This window comes from Pseudomonas putida (assembly GCF_050989985.1).
GTDB lineage: Bacteria > Pseudomonadota > Gammaproteobacteria > Pseudomonadales > Pseudomonadaceae > Aquipseudomonas > Aquipseudomonas putida_AI.
Genome location: NZ_CP158815.1, coordinates 806,545 through 824,442, shown reverse-complemented (window position 1 = coordinate 824,442; position 17,898 = coordinate 806,545). Strand labels below are relative to the sequence as shown.

Sequence of the window (17,898 nt, the reverse complement as noted above, 5' to 3'; positions counted from 1 at the left end):
CAGATATTCCTTCAGACCAGTATCAGGTTATCGCGGTGAACCAGTTCCGGCTCAGCCATGTACCCCAGCAAACCGACGATCGCATCAGACGACTGACCGATGATTTTTTGCGCCTCCAGGGCGCTGTAGTTAGCCAGGCCACGGGCGATCTCTCGACCGTCCGGCGCCACGCACACCACCATCTCGCCGCGACGGAAGCTGCCCTGAACCAGCTTCACCCCAACCGGCAACAAACTTTTGTTGCCCTCAGACAGCGCCGTCACCGCCCCCGCATCCAGCACCAGGGTGCCACGGGTTTGCAGATGCCCGGCCAGCCACTGCTTGCGCGCCGCCAGCATGCCGCGCTCAGGCGAAAGCAAGGTACCGATGCGCTCACCCGCCTTGAGGCGATCCAGCACGCGCTCCAGCCGCCCGCCGACAATGATCGTATGCGCCCCGGAACGCGCCGCGAGACGCGCCGCACGCAACTTGGTCTGCATGCCGCCACGCCCCAGCGCACCGCCGGTCCCGCCCGCTACCGCATCGAGCGTCGGATCATCGGCACGCGCTTCGTAAATCAGCTGGGCATCGGGATTGTTGCGCGGATCGGCATCGAACATGCCGTCGCGATCCGTCAGGATCACCAACAGATCCGCCTCGACCAGGTTGGCTACCAGCGCCGCCAACGTGTCGTTATCGCCGAAACGGATTTCGTCGGTGACTACAGTGTCGTTTTCATTGATCACCGGGATGACCTTCAGCTCGACCAAAGCGCGCAAGGTGCTGCGGGCATTCAGGTAGCGCTTGCGGTCGGACAGGTCATCGTGAGTCAGCAGAATCTGCGCGGTATGCCGGCCATGCTCGGCAAAGCTCGACTCCCAGGCCTGCACCAACCCCATCTGGCCGATTGCAGCTGCAGCCTGGAGTTCGTGCATCGCACTGGGTCGCGAGGTCCAGCCCAGACGGCTCATGCCGGCCGCCACCGCCCCGGAGGACACCAGCACCAGCTCAACACCCGCTTCATGCAGGGCCACCATCTGTTCAACCCAGACACCCATTGCCGCGCGATCCAGGCCCTTGCCGTCCGCTGTCAGCAAAGCGCTGCCGATTTTCACGACCCAACGCTGCGCACCCGTCACCTTGCTCCGCATCATCTTCAACCTTAGCTCGAGGACAGCGCGACCCGGCGCTGCCCGTACGTTATTCGTGACTACCGATTTCCAGATACTAAAACGCCGCTCGATTGAGCGGCGCTTAAGTTTATCGCAACGGATCAGTCACGCACGTAAATGATTTCCGGACCATCTTCATCATCCACATCTTCTTCGTCCCAATCATCGTCGCCGATGTCGTGAACGGACTTGACGCCACTGCGACGCAGAGCACGCTGATCATCCAGCGCCTGCAACTGGGCGCGAGCTTCGTCTTCGATGCGCTGATCGAGCTCGGACAGCTCTTCACGGTAGGCCGGATCATTCGCCAGACGATCGGCACGATCCTCCAGGTAACGCATGATGTCGTGACACAGGCGCTCGGTGTTCTGCTTGGCGATGGCCGAGATCACGTAGACCGGACCGGTCCACTCCAGGCGATCAACGATTTCCTTGACGCGAGCATCGTGCTCTTCTTCGAGGATCTGGTCGCTTTTGTTCAGGATCAGCCAGCGATCACGCTCAGCCAGGGACGGACTGAACTTGGTCAGTTCGTTGACAATCACTTCAGCCGCCTCGGCAGCATCGGACTCATCCAGCGGCGCCATGTCGACGAGATGCAGCAACAGACGGGTACGCGACAAGTGCTTGAGGAAGCGAATCCCCAGGCCCGCACCATCGGATGCGCCTTCGATCAGACCTGGAATGTCCGCAATCACGAAGCTTTTCCAGCGATCGACACTGACCACGCCCAGGTTTGGCACCAGGGTGGTGAACGGGTAATCGGCGACTTTCGGCTTGGCGGCCGATACCGAGCGAATAAAGGTACTTTTGCCTGCGTTCGGCAAACCCAGCAGACCCACGTCCGCCAGCACCTTCATTTCCAGCTTGAGATCACGCTGCTCGCCCGGCTTGCCCGGCGTAGTCTGACGTGGCGCACGGTTGGTACTGGATTTGAAACGGGTGTTGCCCAGACCGTGCCAGCCGCCGTGAGCCACCAGCAGCTTCTGGCCAGCCTTGGTCAGGTCGCCGATGACTTCCTGAGTAGCGGAGTCGATCACGGTGGTACCGACTGGCACGCGCAGGACCAGGTCTTCACCTTTTTTGCCGGTGCAGTCGGTGCTGCCACCGTTGGAGCCACGCTCGGCATCGAAGTGCCGGGTGTAACGGTAGTCCACCAGGGTATTGAGGTTTTCGTCGGCCATCATGTAGATGGAACCGCCGTCACCGCCATCACCGCCGTTCGGACCGCCGTTTTCGATGAATTTTTCGCGACGGAAACTCATGCAACCGTTACCGCCGTCGCCAGCCTTTACTCGGATCGATACTTCATCAACAAACTTCATAACAAAACGCCTCTCGCCATACGGACGAGCCGAAAAACACTAAGACATAAGACTCTTGCAAAGATGAGCGCAGCGACCCCAAAACACGACCCGCATCGCACGCCGACAGCCCATACAAACAGCTTTGCAAGAGACTCACCCCACAAACGAAAAAGCCCCGTCGCAAGACAGGGCTTCTCCAGCATTCTCGCAGTTAGGCTGCGACAACGCTCACGTAACGACGACCGAAGGCGCCTTTTACTTCGAACTTGATCACGCCTTCGACTTTAGCGAAGAGAGTGTGATCTTTACCCATGCCAACGCCGTAGCCAGCGTGGAATTGGGTGCCGCGCTGACGCACGATGATGTTGCCTGCTTTGATAGCCTGGCCGCCATACATCTTCACGCCAAGGCGTTTGGCTTCTGAGTCGCGACCGTTACGGGTACTACCACCAGCTTTTTTGTGTGCCATGAGTTCAATTCTCCTAGTGAGGAATTAGGCTGAAATTAAGCCTGAATACCGGTGATTTTGATCTCGGTGTACCACTGGCGGTGGCCCATACGCTTCATGTGGTGCTTACGGCGACGGAACTTGATGATGCGGACTTTATCGTGACGACCTTGGGAGATCACTTCAGCCACAACGGTAGCGCCAGCAACAACTGGAGCGCCGATATTCACGTCGTCACCGTTGGCAACCAACAGAACGCGATCAAAGGTAACGGATTCGCCGGTAGCGACTTCCAGTTTTTCGATCTTCAGGTATTCACCTGGGGCGACTTTGTACTGCTTGCCGCCAGTAACGATTACTGCATAAGACATGGTATTTCTCCGATAATCCTGCTCACCCAGCTCTTTATAAGAAGAGGTATTGGCTGGCATGGCTGCATGAGGCTGGAGGCCGCTTGCAATTGCGTAAGGCAGGTGCTGCCCAGGAAGTTCAGGGTGCGCGATTGTACGCAAGGCACGAGCGCCTTGCAATAGGCCGTCCATCGCGCCTTGACAGGCCCGGACGTGGGTCCTAGCATGCCGCGCAACCCTTCTGGAGCGACTGTCGCTGATGCAACCCCAAGCCTTCTACCGCGCGGTCGCGGACGATTTTAGCGCCGTCGACGGCATCATCAAGAAGCAGCTGACTTCCCGAGTCCCGCTGGTATCGAAAATCGGCGACTACATCACCTCGGCCGGCGGCAAACGCCTTCGCCCTTTACTGGTATTGCTGTGTGGCAAGGCACTGGGCCGCGAAGGCGATGACCTGCGCCTGCTCGCCGCGACCATCGAATTCCTGCACACCGCGACCCTGCTGCATGACGACGTGGTCGACATGTCCGGCATGCGCCGTGGCCGCTCGACCGCCAACGCCATGTGGGGCAACGCCCCAAGCGTGCTGGTGGGCGACTTCCTGTACTCGCGCTCCTTCGAAATGATGGTCGAACTGGGCTCCATGCCAGTGATGAAGATTCTTTCGCAAGCCACGCGCGTCATCGCCGAAGGCGAAGTGTTGCAACTGTCCAAGGTCCGTGACGCCAGCACCACCGAAGAAACCTATATGGAAGTCATCCGCGGCAAGACCGCGATGCTCTTCGAAGCCTCGACCCACAGCGCCGCCGCCCTGTGCGAAGCCACGCCGGAACAGGCCGAGGCCCTGCGCACCTTTGGCGACCACCTGGGCGTGGCCTTCCAACTGGTCGACGACCTGCTGGACTACAAGGGCGACGCGGAAACCCTGGGCAAGAACGTCGGCGACGATCTGGCCGAAGGCAAGCCGACCCTGCCCCTGATCTACACCATGCGCGAAGGGACACCGGAACAGGCAGCCCTGGTGCGCAAGGCGATCCAGAAAGGCGGTATCGAAGACTTGGAAAGCATCCGCATTGCCGTGGAAGCCTCGGGTTCGCTGGAGTACACCGCAAAACTGGCCCGCGATTACGTGGCCCGCGCGATCAAATGCCTCGAAGCGCTGCCTGCCAGCGAGTATCGCGATGCACTGGTGGAATTGAGCGAATTTGCGGTAGCCCGCACGCACTGATATCGAACACCTCCTGTGGGAGCGAGCTTGCTCGCGATTGCGGCGTGTCAGTCAGCAAAAATGTTGACTCTCAGATCGCTATCGCGAGCAGGCTCGCTCCCACAGTTTTTCCGGCTCCGCCCTCTCCCGCCTAAAACCCTATACAATGTGCGCTTTTTAGCGATCCTGAATTCAAGGAGCCTTAGTGAGCACGTTGCCTCCCTGCCCGAAATGCAATTCCGAATACACCTATGAAGACGGCGCACAGCTGATCTGCCCCGAGTGCGCTCATGAATGGTCCGCCAGCGGTGAAGCCGAAGCGGCGTCGGATGACGCAGTGAAAAAGGACTCGGTCGGCAACGTCCTGCAGGATGGCGATACCATCACCGTCATCAAGGACCTGAAGGTCAAGGGCACATCCCTGGTGGTCAAGGTCGGTACCAAGGTCAAGAACATCCGCCTGTGCGACGGCGATCACGACATCGATTGCAAGATCGATGGCATCGGCCCCATGAAACTCAAGTCCGAGTTCGTCAGAAAAGTCTGATTTCGCTGCATTCCATCCCGCGCCCGCCGCGGGATGGCGCCTCGCCCTCTCCCGCCTCACCCAGCCAGCCCACGCAATAGCAAAGCGCCAGTCGTTTTGACCTTACGCAATCTTTACCCGGAAAAACCTGCAATCCGCCAATCGTCCCTTGCTATTTATTGAATAGGAATTATTCTCATTGAAATCATTCAATGGAGATGAGACATGACTTATTTGATCGATGCCTGGCTCGACCGCCCACACCCTTACCTGAGGATTCTGCATCGGGAAACCGGGGAAGTCTGTGCAGTACTTGAAGAGGAAGCCTTGAGCGAGCTGCAGGATCAGGGAGACCTGGACCTCAATGGCTTGAGCTCGAACGAGCCGGTGGTGCTCAAGGAAGTGGTGAGAAATCTGTTCCTGTTCTGCTATGCCCGGGCGTTGCGCCCCTCGCAGGATCTGAACCATAAGATCGAAATATGAAAAACACCGCAAAAAAAGTGGGAGCGGGCTTGCTCGCGAAGGCGGTATGCCAGACAACATCAGTGTTGAATGTCAGACCGATTCGCGAGCAGGCCCGCTCCCACATTAGCCCGATCTGAAATCGGGCCAGGCATTACAGAACGTCGAGCAGCTCGACGTCGAACACCAGTACGCTGTGCGGCGGGATGCTGCCAACGCCTTGGGCGCCGTAAGCCAGTTCGCTCGGCACGTACAGGCGCCATTTGCTGCCGGCATTCATCAGTTGCAGGGCTTCGGTCCAGCCGGCGATCACGCCGCCAACCGGGAATTCTGCAGGCTGGCCACGCTCGTAGGAGCTGTCGAACACAGTGCCGTCGATCAGGGTGCCGTGGTAGTGAGTACGCACGGTGTCTTCACGGGATGGCTTGGCGCCTTCGCCGGCAGTCAGTACTTCGAACTGCAGGCCGGAAGCCAGGGTGGTGATGCCGTCACGCTTGGCGTTCTCAGCCAGGAAGGCACGACCTTCACCAGCGGCTGCTTCAGCCTTGGCTGCAGCTTCGGCTTGCATGATTTCGCGGATCACCTTGAAGCTGGCGGACATTTCTTCCTGGCCAACGCGGCTTGGCTTGCCGGCGAAAGCGTCGGTCAGGCCTGCCAGGATGGCGTCCAGGCTTACACCCGGTGGCGGGTTGTCGCGCAGTTGATCGCCCAGCTGACGGCCAATACCGTAGCTGACGCGGGTTTCGTCGGTGGACAGATTTACTTCGGACATGACACTGCTCCGCTGTGCGGACGGCCCTGGAACTTGCCGTGCGTGCACAGCGCGTCCCGGAGCGCCCGGAACCAAAAGGGCCAGCAGACTAGCACAGATGCCATGGTGTTGATCAGGGCTGTCAGACCTGTCGCGCAGTGCGTTGGTCGATCGGCACCTTCAGGCTCTCGTCAATGCCACCGAGCCCGCACATCTCGTCATGCACCAAATGATGCACGAGGTTGAAGTTCAACTTGGGAAAGGAACGCAGCACATCGCGGGCGTGTTCGACCGAGCGAAGGTGCATCATGTGGCCGTGTGTATCGCTCAATGGATAGGCTGCGCCATGCATCCGCGCCTCCAGCAGGTAGATACCGCCTTCCATCGAAATCAGGTTCAGCTCATCGACCTTTCCGGCGACGGCATAGGCATTCAGCTCTTGCAGGTTCATGAAAGCACCTCACACAGTGGCGAATCACTATCTACAGGGATATGCCTCGACGCATCAAAGCACAAGCCACAAACGACACCGCCCGTCTGTTTTGCAACAGACGGGCGGCGGGTAACGGGCATGAACAGCGATCAGTGCTTTGTCACTTTATCCAGGTAACCCATGGCGAATGCCGACACCACGAACGTCATGTGAATAATCACGTACCACTGCAGATGCTGTGGATCGACGTTCTTGGCATCCATGAAGATGCGCAGCAGGTGGATGGAAGAAATCGCCACGATGGACGCCGCCACCTTCATCTTCAGGGAAGACGAGTCCATGGTGCCCAGCCAGTTGAGCTTTTCCTTGTTGTCGTCGATGTCCAGTTGGGAGACGAAGTTTTCATAACCGGAAATCATCACCATCACCAGCAGACCACCGACCAGCGCCATGTCGATCAACGACAGCAGCACCAGGATCAGATCCGACTCAAGCATCGAAAACACGTTGGGAAAAACGTGCAGGATCTCCTGGAAGAATTTCAGCGCCAGGGCCAGCAGCCCAAGGGACAGGCCAAAGTAGATCGGCGCCAGCAGCCAGCGGGAGGCGTACATTGCGTTTTCGATAAAGCGTTCCATTGAATCTCACACGTGGTCTGAAAATGGCCGCGAGTATAACAGCCGCTTGTTGCCCCCATAAACCGCCCGTAAATCCGCCACCTGCGCGTGTATGTCGAAATTTTTCTGCTAGTGTCCAAACCATTGACAGTTCAGTGTTATCGGACAGGAAGACTGGAAATGGATGTGCGTTTGCCTTTGACCAGTGCCGCAATCCTTCTGGCGCTCGTGCTGGGCGGCTGCTCGCCCGGCGACGAGAAGCATGAGGTCAGCCTCGAGGAGAAGACCGCGCAGTTCGAAAAATCCCTGGATGCCATTTCCGACCCGAAGCTCAAGGACGCCGTGGCCGAACTCGGTGGCTCGCTGTTGCTGCTGGAACGGGCGCAACTCAGGCTCGCCAGCAAGCCGGTGGTGACCGAGTACGGTGAAGATGCCCTCGCCGTCCTCAAGCACTACCCCACGCCACAGGCCTTGGTCGACACCTACATCAACGGCCTTTTCGTGCTGCACAAAGATTCCAGCTCCGACTATTTGACCGACCTGCAGCCGGTGTTTCCTTTCAACTTCAGCATTCCGGCGACGTTCCTTTTCCCACACGGCCTGGAGTGGCAGTCGGTCACCCTGAGCAACAAACGCGTGATTGCCTATCAACCGGAATGGTCGGAAACCGACCCCGGAATCCAGTTGAGCCCCTCGAGCTCCAACCTGACCAACCCCGATGACCTGACCGTAACCTACCCATTCATCGAGGGCCTGGATGTCGACATCAAGAACCAGCCGCAACCGGTCAGCCTGCAAGGCAAGGTGGAAGTCATCGCGCCCCGCCGGCTCTACAGCTTCGACCTCGGCAAAAAGGATGTTGGCCAGACCCGAACCAACGACAACCTCAGCGTCACCCTGGTGAAACTGGGCAAGAACTACGCGGAAATCGAATACAACAACAGCGCGCCACAGGCTGCGGAGATCGGCGAGACGTCGCTGAACCCGCTGATTGCCCAGGCGCGCGACAGCACCGGACAATTTCTTTCACGCTCCGGCTCGATCAACGAGACCGCCGCCCAGGTGGCCTTCTATCAGCGTCAGCTGGCGAAAATGCAGCAGCAGAAAAGCTGGAGCGAAGCGTTCGAAACACAGATCGATGAAGAACAACGCGCCTTCGAGAAGCAACAGACCCGCCATTACTCGAAGGTCTATTTCAACGGATCGATCGACACCCTCGAAGTCAGCCTGCTGGACTTCTCGACGGTCACAGTTACCCGCAGGGACCTGAACCTGCCGGTACGGCGCTTCGATCGCCACACGACGCAAAAGACCATTCAGCCCCTGGATTTGCCGGTGCTGGTGTACGACGATCAGGCGCCGAGCTGGCTCAAGGGCGCGACGCTGACCGAGGAACAACTGAAAAATAACGTCAGCATCAGTCAGTCAGTGGACGACCCGAGTGCAGCACGGATCGAATTCAGCCACCTCAGGACCTTCAATGACGAACTGCTCGGCACATCCTTCAATCCCGGCGAAAGCCCGGTGAGTTTCTTCACGGAGAACAGCAAGGGCAAACTCGACGAGCCCATCGAACTGCCAGCAGAGGCCTATCAGGTCGATCCGCTGCGCGGCACCATTACTTACGATTTGAATCTGTTTCCGGAAACGCCGGCCTATGCGGTGGGTTCCATCCCGCTGTTCCTTGCCACGATCGACAAACAAAGCATCGACGCCCGCCAACTGCCCAAGGGCCTGGAGCTCAAGGGCAATGCGCTGGTGGTGGATCTGAAAGTGTTTCCCGAGCAGGACTGGCGCTTCTACGCCAAGGACGACAGCGGGCATTACCTCAAGGAAATTCTGGCGGTCAATCATGACGCGAGCGAGCAAGGCCCGTCGCTATTTGCCGTGCATTATTTCTACGGTCATCCCACGCGCCTGGAAACCTATCAAAGGACTGACCTCGCCACCGTGCAATACGGTTACGAGGTCAAACTCGACAAGGCCGACATGACCAAACTGGTCGAATAACGCAGTCAATGCTCGGGCCGGAAATCCGGACCACCGACGCTGCGGCAACGCCCCCCGTTGATTTCCCGTAGCTGGGCCTGCAGGTGCAGGCACCAGATCTGCGGGTCGTCGGCCAACTCGTAACCGTGAAGGGTCAGGCTTTCAACAATGGTATCGAGGATGGATTCGGCCACGAAGGGGCCATGAAACGGGCCTTGGGCTTTGATGGCTGAAGGTTGCTCGCCGGCCATTCCGGCGGCGAAGAGTAAGGTCCACATGCCTGTATCGCCAGCCAACGGCTTGATGGCGCATTCGATACGGGTCACAAGACCCAGGCACTGACGGGTGAGGCAGAGGTTGCGCGACATGGCGGCGACCCTCGGTAAATCCGGTATTCAGCCTCCGCGGGAAGCTGTTTCGATCCTGATTACTGTCTCTGTCCTTGAGCAGAGAATAGAAGAAAAGTTCGAGATGCAGGCTTTTCGACACCAGAAGGCGCCGAGCGGTCATAGTGTGAAGATTGACGCCAGAGTGATGGCACTTTCGCAGATTTGACTGGGTGCGAATGTGGGAGCGAGCTTGCTCGCGATAGCGATCTGACAGTCAACATTTTTGCTGACTGACACGCCGCAATCGCGAGCAAGCTCGCTCCTACAGTGGGTCGGTGTAACTATCAGGCGGGTTTGGTTTCGGCCAGCGCTTCCTGGGCCAACTCCTTCTCCGCCTCTTTCAGATCTTCCTCGCTGATCATTTCGGCGATCACCCGCAAACGCTCCACCACCCGCGCATTGACGCTGCCTTCCGGAAACTCGCCATTCTCGTCGGGCTCACCGGCAGGCTCGCCAACCAGCAGGCTCAGCGCCTCATCGGCCTGGCGTACCGCATAGACGTGGAACTGCCCCGCGCGCACCGCGGCCAGCACTTTCTCGTCGAGCATCAGCGTGGCCACGTTGGCGTGCGGAATGATTGCGCCCTGCTCGCCAGTCAAGCCACGGGCCTCGCAGAGACGGAAGAAGCCTTCGATCTTCTCGTTGACCCCGCCCACCGCCTGCACTTCGCCGAACTGGTTGATGGAACCGGTGATGGCAAAGCATTGCTTGAGTGGCGTTTTCGACAGTGCCGAAATCAAAGTGCACGCCTCGCCCAGAGAAGCACTGTCGCCATCCACGTAACCGTAGGATTGCTCCAGCGCGATACTCGCCGAAATCGCCAGCGGGAATTCCTGCGCGTAACGGCTGCCCAGATATCCAGTGAGAATCATCACACCCTTGGAGTGGATCGGTTGACCGAGGTTGACCTCACGCTCGATGTCGACGATGCCGCTGCCGCCCGGATACACCGTCGCGGAAATCCGCGCCGGCACGCCAAAGGCCGAGTCGCCGACTTCCAGCACCGTCAGGCCGTTGCATTTGCCCACCGCCGCGCCAGCGGTATCGATCAGGATAATCCCCGCCAGCATGTCGTCGAGAATCCGCGCCGAGACACGCCCGGTGCGGGTTGCCTTGGCCTTGAGCGCCCGCTCGATGTGACCGGCGTCGGTCATTTCGTCCGACGCCAGATGGCGAATGAAATCCGCTTCGCTGACCAGCTGGAACAGATCGCCGATGCGCGCCGACAACCGCCCCTGATGCTCGGCCAGCCGCGCGCTGTAAGTCGCCAGACGCGCCACCGCATCGGCGGTCAATGGCGCCATGCCTTCTTCGGAGGTACGGGTTTTCAGCAGCTGGGCGAACTGCTCCAGGCTTTCGTCGACCATCGGGATGTCTTCATCGAAATCCACCAGGACGCGGAACATCTCCTGGAAGTCCGGATCGAGGTCCTGCAGCGTGTAATAGAGCGAACGGGCACCGATGATGACCACTTTGACCTGCAGCGGAATGTGCTGCGGCGTCAGGGTGACGGTGGCGAAACGCCCCATTTCGCTCAGTGGCGATTCCATTTTCAGCTTGCGCGACTGCAGGGCACGCTTCAGCGCGTCCCAAACGAACGGCTCGCTGAGCATTTTCTCCGCTTCAAGGATCAGGAAACCGCCGTTGGCCCGATGCAAGGCACCCGGACGCAACTGGCGATAAGTCGTGTACAGCGCGCCCTGATCGGTGCTGTATTCAATGCGGCCGAACAGGTTTTCATAGGTCGGGTGCGGCTCGAACACCACGGGCGCGCCGCCGCTGACAGAGTGACCAACCACCAGGCTCGGGGCGTATTGCTCTTCCAGCAGTTTGCGGGCGACGGCGTCGGTCTTGCTGTCGTCCACCAGTTGCTCGACCACGGTTTTGAGCAGGTAAACCTGCATGGCCTGCAGATAACCGCAGACTGCCGCGTTCTCGGCATATTTCTCCGACAGCGGCGACAACAGCGGCTGCAAGGCCAGGGTGATGGTTTCTTCGTTCAGGTGGCGCAGTTGATTGCTCGACTCGCGCTTCCATTGCGGCAGGCTGGCCAGCTCTTCGTTCAGGCGCTCTTCAAGAGCGGAAATGTCATCGTGGAAACGCTCGCGCTCGGCTTCCGGCAACTGGGCGAACTCCGCCTCGTCCAGCGCCTTGCCTTCGAGCATCGGGGTGAACGCGATGTTGCTGGCGTCACGATAGAGCGCAACGTCCTTCTCCAGCGCCAGACGCTCGATCACGTCCAGTGCCTTGTCGTAGCGCTGGTTGAACGCACGGTCGATGGCGCTTTTTTTCTGCTGGTAGGACGGGTGTTCGAACACTGCCGGGAAGGTGGCCAGCAGGTTATCGATCAAGCCGTTGATATCGCCGATGAAGGTACCGGCGGTGCCCGAGGGCAGCTCCAGTGCGCGGGGCTCGCGCGCTTCATCGAAATTATTGACGTAGACCCAGTCCGCCGGGGTCTGCAGGCGCTTGCCTTCGGCCTTCAGGTAGCGTTTGACGAACGAAAACCGGCCGGTGCCGGGTTCGCCCATGACGAAAACGTTATAACCGGGGCGTGGCATGGCCACGCCGAACTGCAAGGCTTCGACCGCGCGTTCCTGGCCAAGCACACCGCGAAAGGGCTCCAGATCGTTGGTGGTAGAGAAGCTGAACTGTTCAGCGGAAAACGGACGGGTCAGCGCTTCAGGCGCTAGACGCAAGCTGGCAGCAACAGGATCAGGCATCGGGCTTCCTTACATCAGGCGGGGCAGATAGCGGCATTCTGGCGCTGCCTGTGCCTGACTGGCAAGGAGCGCCTCAGACCAAAGCATAGACAAGTGGAAACCGCGGCGCAGAGCCGCGCCAAATCGCCGTTTTCAGCGAATGCCCTGCAAAAAATCACGGAACCCCGTGATCGTGCCTAAACTCCAAACTGCGCGGCTGGACTAATAACCGGCCCAACTGGCGCCGTCGGGTATTGAGCCGGGCCAGACCCCTTGTCCATTGGTTTGCACACTAAGAGAACAAAGCTATGAAACGGATTCTTCTCGGTACTCTCTTCACCGCTGTATCCATCAACGCCATGGCACAGGCGCCAGGCGGCCCGGATTGTGGTTGGGGCAACATGCTGTTCGAAGGGCAGCGTGGCACTCCGGCTCACTTCCTGGCATCCACCACCAACGGCACTTCCGGTAACGCAACCTTCGGCATGACCTCGGGCACCAACGGTTGCTCCACCAACGCGTCGCTGACCTATGGCGGCAAATCCTGGTTTGCCATGAATGGCATGATGAACGAGCTGTCCGAAGACATGGCCAAGGGTCAGGGCGAAGCGCTGACGACCTACGCCGTGGTACTGGGCGTGGCGCCGGAAGACCGTGCGCACTTCGCCGCCGTCACTCACGAGCACTTCCAGCAGATCTTCAGCAAGGCTGATGTGACCGCCGAAGATGTGCATACCAACACCATGGCCGTTCTGAAGAACGACCCTCGTCTGGCCAAGTACGCCACGCAGGCTTAAGCTCGGCCCTGCCCCGCTTCTTTCGGGAAGCGGGTTTTATTTTTTGGGCTAGCGCCTCTTTGGGTAATGCCAATCAACTGTAGGAGCTGTCGAGTGAAACGAGGCTGCGATGCTTTTAAAGATCAAAAGATCGCAGCCTCGTTTCACTCGACAGCTCCTACAAGAGAGCGGCATTAACCGCGCCGGGTCTTTATTTTTTCCTGTTTAAGTTGCCACTTATGCTCAAACGCCTCGCCTGGCTGGCGCTCTGTGTCTGCGCCCCGCTGTCCGCCGCGCCACTCATCGACAATCAACGTTTGCAGCAATTGGCCAACGACCCCTTCTGGATTTCCCTGGGCCACTACGAAACCGCCAAACTCGGCGGCTGGCGCAGCTATGTCAGCGACAAGAAATTCTTCCTGGCGCCCGATGGCAACGCCCACCCCGACCATGAACTCGCCGCGACCGTGCAGGCCCTGTACGGCCCCGCCAGTGCAGGCGAACAACATGCCCAATGCGTCTATCCGGCACGTACCCGCTGGTTGAAAGCACAGCTCAACCTGACCGACCTGCCTGCGCCGGACTGCACTGAATTCAAGCAGTGGTTCAAGGACGTCTCGCCCCATAGCGCGGTGATGATTTTCCCGGCGGCTTACCTCAACAGCCCGTCCTCGATGTTCGGTCATACCCTGCTGCGCATCGATCAGGCGGATGTCCAGAGCGACAAAACCTCGCTGCTCAGTTATGCGATCAACTTCGGCGCCTACATTGAAGGTTCGGACAACAGCATCCTGTACGCCTGGAAAGGCTTGATGGGGGGCTATCCGGGCCTGTTTGCGCTGGTGCCGTACCAGGAAAAGCTCTCGGAATACCGCAGTCTGGAGAACCGCGACCTGTGGGAGTACCGCCTGAACCTGACCCAGGCCGAAACCGCGCGCATGGTCGAGCATGTCTGGGAGCTCAAACAGATTCAGTTCGACTACTTCTTCTTCGACGAAAACTGCTCCTACCGCCTGCTGGAGTTGCTGCAAGTGGCGCGCCCGAGCTTGCGCCTGACCGAACAATTCCCGCTGACCGCCATTCCCACCGACACCGTCAAGGCCGTGAAAGAGGCCGGGCTGGTGGAGTCCATCCAGTACCGCCCATCCCGTGAAAGGGAGTTGCTCAGTCGCGCCGAGCCACTGAGCGATGAAGAACAACAGTGGGTGTTGAAAGTCAGTGCCGACCAAAAACAACTGCAAACACCAGCGTTCAAGGCGCAACCCCGGGACCGCCAGGCGCTGATCATCGACGCGGCCTATCGCCTTGAACGCTATCGGGCCAACGGCCAGGAACGTGACCCGGCACGGGCGCAGCGAAGTTTCGAACTTCTGCGGGCGATCAACCAGAACCCGGCACCGGAACTGGACATCCCGCAACCCGGCCTGCCCGAGGATGGTCACGAATCCCGCACCTGGCAGGCCGGCATCGGCACCCGAGGCGACCGTGCCTTTGGCGAATATGGCCTGCGCATGGCCTATCACGACCTCAACGACAACTCCGAGAGTTTTCCCCTCGGCGCGCAGATCGAGATCCTGCAACTGAAACTGCGCCAATACGAAGGCAATGACTGGCAGGTGCAGCAACTGGACCTGGCCACCATCCGCTCCCTGACGCCACGCAACGAGTTGCTGCAGCCACTGTCGTGGCAAGTCACCGGCGGCCTGGAACGGGTACCGGGCAAGCATGACGACGAGAACCTGGTCAGCCATGTCAACGGCGGTGGCGGCGGTACGTGGCAACTGGCCGACGACATGCTGGGCTTCGCCCTGGGCACGGTGCGCGTGGAGCACAACAACGATTTCGCCGGTTTCATCGCACCCGCTGCGGGTTTCAACACGGGCGTGCTGTGGAAAAACCCGCTGGGCAACTTGAGCCTGGAAACCAAGGGTGACTTTTTTACCAATGGCGAAGTGCGTCGCAGCCTGAGCCTGAATCAGCAGTGGGAGTTGTCGCGCAACCTCGGGTTACGCCTGAGTGCCCAGCGCGAATTCAGCCACCTGGCCACGCCGGAGAATGAAGTGATGCTTGAGGTGAAGTGGTATCACTATTGATCAACAACCCCACTATTTCCCCTGTAGGAGCGAGCCTGCTCGCGATGGCGGTGTGTCAGCCGACATCAATGCTCACTGATCCACCGCTATCGCGAGCAGGCTCGCTCCTACAGGGGTTCGGTGTTGTTGAATGGATTTTTCACAGCCCGTGCACAAACACCTGACGACCCCGCACCTAGACTTTCCATATAGGCCGTTAAACCGTGCGGGAGTCCAGGATGTGGCGTTGTGCAGGTGTGGTTGGTGTGTTGCTGTTGATCGCAGGTTGCCAGACAACCCACGAAGATCTGATTGCCAAGGGTTATCCGCCAGCGTTCGCCGATGGTTTCGATGATGGCTGCAGCAGTGGCCGGCAAGCCGCAGGAGCCATCACCGGCGAGTTTCGCAAAGACGTGCCGCGCTATCTGAAAGACAACATCTACGCCGAAGGCTGGAGCGATGGCTTTCGCCAGTGTCAGGCCATGCGCGAGAGCCAGGAACGCGAGGACTATCACAACAGCCATCGGGACGAGCGCGAAAAAGCCTGGCAACAGCAAAAAGACCAGGACACCGCCAGGGCCTATCACTCGCCATAGGTCGCTGACAGACATCCACCGAAACCAAAAGCCTGCAACCATGGCCCAAACCCTATAACGGAAGGAAACCATGAGTCGCGCCTTCGTCAATGAAGATAACGCCGCCGCGCAAGCCGATCAGCCGGTCGAACGTCAGGTCAGTGCGCAGCCCAACTACGTCACGCCCGCCGGCCTTGCCCAGTTGCAGGACAAGGTCGCCGAGCTGCAGGCCCTGCACGGCGAACAATCGGCGCTCGGCGATCAGGCCGACAAGCAGCTGCTGGCAAACCTTGAGCGCGATTTACGTTATTTCCTTCAACGCCTGCAAAGTGCCCAGGTGGTTCCAGCTGCAACTTCAAACAGCAAGGTGCAGATCGGCAGCTGGGTCACCTACGCGGATGAACACGGCACCGAGCGCCGCGTGCAACTGGTCGGCGAAGACCAGGCGGCGGCCGCCAAGGGCCTGATCAATTGGGGCTCGCCCCTGGGTCGGGCGCTGCTCGGGGCACAACTCAATGATGAAGTGCTGTGGCAACGCCCGGCCGGCGATCAGTTGATCGAGATCATCCGCATCGAGCCGACTTAGACCACGCCCTGGGCCAGCATGGCTTCGGCTACCTTGACGAAGCCGGCGATGTTCGCGCCTTTCACGTAGTTGACCTGGCCGTTCTCTTCGCCGTAATGCACGCAAGCGTGGTGGATCGACTGCATGATGGCGTGCAGCTTGCTGTCCACTTCACCGCCGGTCCACAGCAGGCGCATGGCATTCTGCGACATCTCCAGCCCGCTCACGGCCACCCCGCCGGCGTTGGATGCCTTGCCCGGCGCGAACAGGATCCCCGCCTCGATAAACAGGTCCACCGCCTCAAGCGTGGTCGGCATGTTCGCGCCTTCAGCCACACAGACACAGCCGTTGCGCAGCAAGGTTCGCGCGGCATCGGCGTCCAGTTCGTTCTGGGTGGCGCACGGCAGTGCGATGTCGCAGCTCAGCCCCCACGGGTGTTGACCGGCGAGGAACTCCAGGCCGAAGCGGCCAGCCAGCTCGCGGATACGCCCACGCTGGACATTCTTCAGCTCCAGCACCGCCTGCCATTGCTCCTCGGTCAAACCGCTTTCGCAATACAGCGTGCCTTCGGAGTCGGACAGCGAAATCACTTTTCCGCCCAGGTCCATGACCTTGCGGACCGCGTATTGCGCGACGTTGCCGGAACCTGAAATCGCCACGCGCTTGCCTTCGACGGTTTCACCGCGACGCTTGAGCATTTCCTCGGCGAAGTACACGCAACCGAAGCCGGTCGCCTCCGGACGAATCAGGCTGCCGCCGTAGCTCGGGCCCTTGCCGGTCAGCACGCTGGTGAACTGGTTGCTCAGGCGCTTGTATTGGCCGAACAGGAAACCGATCTCGCGGGCGCCGACGCCGATATCACCGGCCGGCACGTCAACGTCGGCACCGATATGGCGGTACAGCTCGCTCATGAAGGCCTGGCAGAAGCGCATCACTTCCGCATCGCTCTTACCTTTCGGATCGAAGTCCGAGCCACCCTTGCCGCCGCCCATGGGCAGCGAGGTCAGTGAGTTTTTGAAGGTCTGCTCGAAAGCAAGGAATTTCAATACGCCCAGATTCACCGAAGGATGGAAGCGCAAACCGCCCTTGTACGGGCCGATGGCGCTGTTCATCTGCACGCGGAAACCGCGATTGACCTGCACCTTGCCATGATCGTCGACCCAGGATACCCGGAACACGATTGCCCTCTCCGGCTCGCAGATCCGCTCCAGAACGCCCGAGGTCAGGTAGTGCGGGTTGGCCTCGAGAAAGGGCCACAGGCTGCGCAGAACTTCTTCAACGGCCTGGTGGAATTCAGGCTGGTCAGGGTCGCGCTGTTTGAGGCGGGCGAGGAAGGATTCAACGGATTCGATCATGGAAAAGTCTCGGCAAATTTATTGTCGTTGGAAAATTTGAGCCGGACTGTAACAAACGATTCACGCACTGGAACAGCGCAAAATGTCGCTTTTATGAAATTAAATGGTGCATTGCATATAAATTCGGTCCGATTATCGACCACTCTTGCACCGAAAAAGGGATTTGCAAGTCAGCCCCTGCACCACCAATGACTCCGTCTTCGCGAGCAAGCTTTGCTCCTAC

Annotated in this window: 19 protein-coding genes; 9 read left to right on the top strand and 10 right to left on the bottom strand. The window is 59.4% G+C overall.

Going from position 1 to position 17,898, the window contains the following annotated elements:
* Positions 1–11: 11 nt before the first annotated feature.
* From proB to rplU, 4 genes are all read right to left on the bottom strand, one after another.
* Entirely contained in the window at positions 12–1,130 is a 1,119-nt protein-coding gene (gene proB / locus ABTV29_RS03925; RefSeq protein ID WP_175378863.1) for a glutamate 5-kinase, read from the bottom strand.
* Between the two features lie 122 nt (positions 1,131–1,252).
* Positions 1,253–2,476 carry an Obg family GTPase CgtA gene (gene cgtA, locus ABTV29_RS03920; protein WP_110964952.1) on the bottom strand — a complete coding sequence of 408 codons (1,224 nt, stop codon included), beginning with the start codon at positions 2,474–2,476 and terminating at the stop codon, positions 1,253–1,255.
* Between the two features lie 193 nt (positions 2,477–2,669).
* On the bottom strand, positions 2,670–2,927 hold the full coding sequence (gene rpmA, locus ABTV29_RS03915; protein WP_003281574.1) for a 50S ribosomal protein L27: 258 nt from the start codon (positions 2,925–2,927) through the stop codon (positions 2,670–2,672).
* 35 nt (positions 2,928–2,962) lie between these two features.
* Positions 2,963–3,277, bottom strand: a complete 315-nt coding sequence (rplU, locus tag ABTV29_RS03910; protein WP_007950961.1) for a 50S ribosomal protein L21 — start codon at positions 3,275–3,277, stop codon at positions 2,963–2,965.
* Positions 3,278–3,515: 238 nt separating this feature from the next.
* On the opposite strand from rplU, the gene ABTV29_RS03905 reads away from it, so the two are divergent.
* From ABTV29_RS03905 to ABTV29_RS03895, 3 genes are all read left to right on the top strand, one after another.
* The gene (locus ABTV29_RS03905; RefSeq protein WP_433768920.1) at positions 3,516–4,484 is read left to right on the top strand and encodes a polyprenyl synthetase family protein; all 969 of its coding nucleotides are present in this window, start codon (positions 3,516–3,518) and stop codon (positions 4,482–4,484) included.
* Positions 4,485–4,668: 184 nt separating this feature from the next.
* Entirely contained in the window at positions 4,669–5,010 is a 342-nt protein-coding gene (locus tag ABTV29_RS03900) for a zinc ribbon domain-containing protein YjdM (protein WP_008028840.1), read from the top strand.
* Positions 5,011–5,214: 204 nt separating this feature from the next.
* Complete coding sequence (locus ABTV29_RS03895) at positions 5,215–5,472, top strand: PA4570 family protein (RefSeq protein WP_433768919.1); 258 nt, start codon at positions 5,215–5,217, stop codon at positions 5,470–5,472.
* 133 nt (positions 5,473–5,605) lie between these two features.
* Here the strand turns inward: ABTV29_RS03895 and ABTV29_RS03890 are convergent, their stop codons facing one another.
* The 3 genes from ABTV29_RS03890 to ABTV29_RS03880 all read right to left on the bottom strand — a co-directional run bounded on the left by ABTV29_RS03890 (position 5,606) and on the right by ABTV29_RS03880 (position 7,273).
* Entirely contained in the window at positions 5,606–6,223 is a 618-nt protein-coding gene (locus ABTV29_RS03890; protein WP_433768918.1) for an FKBP-type peptidyl-prolyl cis-trans isomerase, read from the bottom strand.
* A gap of 121 nt (positions 6,224–6,344) precedes the next feature.
* Positions 6,345–6,653: a DUF6482 family protein gene (locus ABTV29_RS03885; RefSeq protein WP_433768917.1), complete on the bottom strand. Its 309-nt coding sequence runs from the start codon at positions 6,651–6,653 to the stop codon at positions 6,345–6,347.
* A 131-nt stretch (positions 6,654–6,784) separates the two neighbouring features.
* Complete coding sequence (locus ABTV29_RS03880) at positions 6,785–7,273, bottom strand: TIGR00645 family protein (RefSeq protein WP_433768916.1); 489 nt, start codon at positions 7,271–7,273, stop codon at positions 6,785–6,787.
* Between the two features lie 159 nt (positions 7,274–7,432).
* Between ABTV29_RS03880 and ABTV29_RS03875 the strand changes: the two genes are divergently transcribed.
* Positions 7,433–9,262 carry a hypothetical protein gene (locus tag ABTV29_RS03875; protein WP_433768915.1) on the top strand — a complete coding sequence of 610 codons (1,830 nt, stop codon included), beginning with the start codon at positions 7,433–7,435 and terminating at the stop codon, positions 9,260–9,262.
* 5 nt (positions 9,263–9,267) lie between these two features.
* Here ABTV29_RS03875 and ABTV29_RS03870 read toward each other — a convergent pair whose 3' ends face one another.
* Positions 9,268–9,609, bottom strand: coding sequence for a hypothetical protein (locus ABTV29_RS03870; protein WP_433768914.1), 342 nt, complete (start codon positions 9,607–9,609; stop codon positions 9,268–9,270).
* Here ABTV29_RS03870 and ABTV29_RS03865 point away from each other — a divergent pair.
* A complete protein-coding gene (locus ABTV29_RS03865; RefSeq protein WP_433768913.1) occupies positions 9,608–9,796 on the top strand; it encodes a hypothetical protein in 189 nt (62 codons plus the stop codon). The genes ABTV29_RS03870 and ABTV29_RS03865 overlap by 2 nt on opposite strands.
* Positions 9,797–9,914: 118 nt before the next feature.
* Here ABTV29_RS03865 and ABTV29_RS03860 read toward each other — a convergent pair whose 3' ends face one another.
* Positions 9,915–12,353 (bottom strand): Lon protease family protein, encoded by a 2,439-nt coding sequence (locus ABTV29_RS03860; protein WP_433768912.1) that lies wholly within the window; start codon positions 12,351–12,353, stop codon positions 9,915–9,917.
* Positions 12,354–12,640: 287 nt separating this feature from the next.
* On the opposite strand from ABTV29_RS03860, the gene ABTV29_RS03855 reads away from it, so the two are divergent.
* The 4 genes from ABTV29_RS03855 to ABTV29_RS03840 all read left to right on the top strand — a co-directional run bounded on the left by ABTV29_RS03855 (position 12,641) and on the right by ABTV29_RS03840 (position 16,341).
* A complete protein-coding gene (locus ABTV29_RS03855) occupies positions 12,641–13,129 on the top strand; it encodes a DUF3015 domain-containing protein (protein WP_110964961.1) in 489 nt (162 codons plus the stop codon).
* Positions 13,130–13,347: 218 nt separating this feature from the next.
* Complete coding sequence (locus tag ABTV29_RS03850) at positions 13,348–15,201, top strand: Lnb N-terminal periplasmic domain-containing protein (protein ID WP_433768911.1); 1,854 nt, start codon at positions 13,348–13,350, stop codon at positions 15,199–15,201.
* 218 nt (positions 15,202–15,419) lie between these two features.
* Positions 15,420–15,776, top strand: coding sequence for a hypothetical protein (locus ABTV29_RS03845; RefSeq protein ID WP_433768910.1), 357 nt, complete (start codon positions 15,420–15,422; stop codon positions 15,774–15,776).
* A 70-nt stretch (positions 15,777–15,846) separates the two neighbouring features.
* Positions 15,847–16,341, top strand: a complete 495-nt coding sequence (locus ABTV29_RS03840; RefSeq protein ID WP_433768909.1) for a GreA/GreB family elongation factor — start codon at positions 15,847–15,849, stop codon at positions 16,339–16,341.
* Here the strand turns inward: ABTV29_RS03840 and gdhA are convergent.
* Complete coding sequence (gene gdhA / locus ABTV29_RS03835) at positions 16,338–17,675, bottom strand: NADP-specific glutamate dehydrogenase (protein ID WP_433768908.1); 1,338 nt, start codon at positions 17,673–17,675, stop codon at positions 16,338–16,340. The genes ABTV29_RS03840 and gdhA overlap by 4 nt on opposite strands.
* Positions 17,676–17,898: the final 223 nt, after the last annotated feature.